2 protein-coding genes are annotated in these 717 nt (G+C 55.5%); both read left to right on the top strand.

Annotated features, from left to right (window positions below; translation table 11 throughout):
* Window positions 1-291 (top strand): UPF0175 family protein (locus DVK07_RS20225; RefSeq protein WP_121598569.1); only part of this gene is annotated, 291 nt, incomplete at its 5' end.
* Window positions 288-717, top strand: a 430-nt coding sequence (locus DVK07_RS20220; protein ID WP_121598568.1) for a hypothetical protein, incomplete at its 3' end; no start/stop codon positions are given. The genes DVK07_RS20225 and DVK07_RS20220, both read left to right, overlap by 4 nt.

Genomic DNA, 717 nt, shown 5'->3' with positions numbered 1-717 from the left:
AGTGCCCGAGTTCCTGATGACGATGAAGACGAGCTTGAAGCGGTGAGTGAGCTGTTAGATGAAGACAAGAGTACAGTCATACGGAAAGCACTCGCAGAGGGACTTTCGTCTATCCGTCGACGGGTCGCGATTGAACGGTACCAAAGCGGTGAGCTCTCGGTCAACGAGGCGGCTCGACTTGCCGGTGTCAGTCTCGCAGAGTGGCTCGAGATCGCTCGTGAACACAATCTCACAACCCAACTATCACCAGAAGATATCGAAGCAGACGCCGCTGCCGCGCGCGAACTGTGACACGGGTTTTTCTCGATGCGACGACGCTTATCGCACTCGGCACCATCGGAGAACTCGACCAGCTAACGCGTTTTAACGGTGAGCTTGTTGTTCTCCCGATAATTCAAAATGAGGTCACGACAGAGCCGGCGCAGACGAACGTAGACCGGTACATTGATCAGTACGAGATTGCGACAACCGATCCAGTTCTTCAGGACCGAGTCCAACAAGCGAAAAAGATCCTCGGTGAAAAAGAACAGAACGGCGATGTTACGCTGATCGCTGCGGTGTTGGCCTACACTGCCGAAGATCGACCAGTCGGCATCGTCTCAGATGATCGGCGTGTTCGGACCACAGCTCGCGGGCTCGGGGCGACAGTCACTGGAACGGTTGGTGTCATTGTCCGGGCTGTGGAGGAAGGACTCCATCGGGAGACAGCGTACGATC

Origin of the sequence: Halorubrum sp. Atlit-26R, from assembly GCF_003666015.1 — an archaeon.
Lineage (GTDB): Archaea > Halobacteriota > Halobacteria > Halobacteriales > Haloferacaceae > Halorubrum.
Note: the sequence above shows the minus strand (reverse complement) of the source record. Positions and strands in the feature narration are given on the sequence as shown.